This is a genomic window from Nitrospira sp. (assembly GCA_016788885.1).
Lineage (GTDB): Bacteria > Nitrospirota > Nitrospiria > Nitrospirales > Nitrospiraceae > Nitrospira_A.
In genome coordinates this window covers 1-1,530 of record JAEURX010000030.1, presented here as the reverse complement: position 1 = coordinate 1,530, position 1,530 = coordinate 1, and the positions used below count along the sequence as shown (strand labels likewise).

Here is a 1,530-nt window from a genome sequence, read left to right as displayed (position 1 = left end):
TATCGTGCTCCCCTTGCAATTGAGACCACCTTCACGACATGGTCCTGAGCGGACCGAGGAGGTGGACAATGGCATCCGAATCACCAGAACCCATTGAACGGTGGACGGCCAAACGACGCGTCGCGTTGGTCGTGAGTATTCTGAAGGGCGAGACCTCGGTCGCCGAAGCGGCCCGGACGTATGGGCTGACGGTTGCCGAGGTCGACGACTGGCGAGAGAAGTTTCTACTCGGCGCGGAGAACGCGCTCCGCAGCCGACCACGCGACGAAGAGGCCGTGAAGGACGAGCAGATCAAGAAGCTCAAACAGAAGATCGGGGATCTCGTCCTCGACAACGATATCTTACGGGAGGCATTGAAGCCCTACCCTTTGGACCGGAAGACATCCGACGCGTGAGAGGCACGCGGTCGGGTGTCTCAGAGCGGCGGAGCTGTCAGGTGCTTGGAGTGAGCCGCGCCGGGCTGCATCGCCTCAAGGGGACGGGGCGCCGGAAAGCAGCTGACCCGCCGTGGACGGAGCGGTTGCGCGAGTGGATTCAGCAGTATCCCACCTTTGGATATCGGCGCTTGTGGGCGCTGTTGCGCTGCCGGGATGGGGTCGTCGTCAATCGGAAGGTGGTCTATCGTGTCCTCAAACAGAAGGGGTGGTTCGTGCATCAACGCGTCGCCACCCCACGTCCTCGTGTGCAGGGCTGGGTGAGTCGGGCCAGTCGGAGCAATGAACGGTGGGCCATGGATGTGACGCATATTCCCTGTGGGCAAGACGGCTGGACGCATCTCGCAGCCGTGATTGATTGTCACGACCGGGAAGTGATTGGGTACGAGTTCGCCTTACGGAGTCGGGCGAAGGAGGCCGAGCGTGCGGTGGAAGCCGCCTGTCTTGCGCGGTTTGGGACGCTGCGGCCCGAGGGGGCACCGGTCTTGCGGAGCGACAACGGCCTGATCTTCCAGAGTCGGCGATTTCGGCAAGCGTGTCGGGACTATCGGCTGACGCAGGAGTTCATCACGCCGTATACGCCGGAACAAAATGGGATCATCGAACGGTTCTTCCGCAGTCTCAAAGAAGAATGTGTCTGGCAGCACGTGTTTCGGACATTCGAAGACGCGCGACGCGTCATTCGAGCGTGGCTGCAGTGGTACAACCAGGAGCGCCCACATCAGGCATTAGGCTATCGGAGCCCGGTCCAATATCGGGCGCAACACGTAACCCAGGTGGCTTGATTTCAAGGGAGCACTACAGTATCGCGCTCCCTCGGCCGACACAGCCAGGGCGCTGCTATGCCCTGGATTTTGTGCATGACCGATTGGTGACGGGGCGCCGGTACACATGTTTGACGATGACCGATCCGTGCTCAAAAGAGGTGCCGGTGATCGCGGTGGATGTGTCTATGGGCGGCGCGAGGGTCTGTCGGATTCTGGATCGGCTGTTTCTGAGTCGCCCGCTGCCCGAGACGCTGATCGTGGATAACGGCCCCGAATTCGCAGGGACCGCGCTGGATGCCTGGGCGGCACAGTACGGCGTGCATCTACAT

Annotated in this window: 3 protein-coding genes; all 3 read left to right on the top strand. The window is 61.4% G+C overall.

Going from position 1 to position 1,530, the window contains the following annotated elements:
* Positions 1-68: 68 nt before the first annotated feature.
* The gene (locus JNL86_08335) at positions 69-395 is read left to right on the top strand and encodes a DUF1153 domain-containing protein (GenBank protein MBL8042911.1); all 327 of its coding nucleotides are present in this window, start codon (positions 69-71) and stop codon (positions 393-395) included.
* On the top strand, positions 392-1,219 hold the full coding sequence (locus JNL86_08330) for an IS3 family transposase (GenBank protein ID MBL8042910.1): 828 nt from the start codon (positions 392-394) through the stop codon (positions 1,217-1,219). Before JNL86_08335 ends, JNL86_08330 begins: the two co-directional genes overlap by 4 nt.
* 71 nt (positions 1,220-1,290) lie before the next feature.
* Positions 1,291-1,530, top strand: a 240-nt coding sequence (locus tag JNL86_08325; protein MBL8042909.1) for a transposase family protein, incomplete at its 3' end; no start/stop codon positions are given.

Bases quoted from the DNA above. Each gene is read 5' to 3' on its own strand.
- JNL86_08335 (MBL8042911.1), top strand. From the start codon at position 69: ATGGCATCCGAATCACCAGAACCCATTGAACGGTGGACGGCCAAACGA.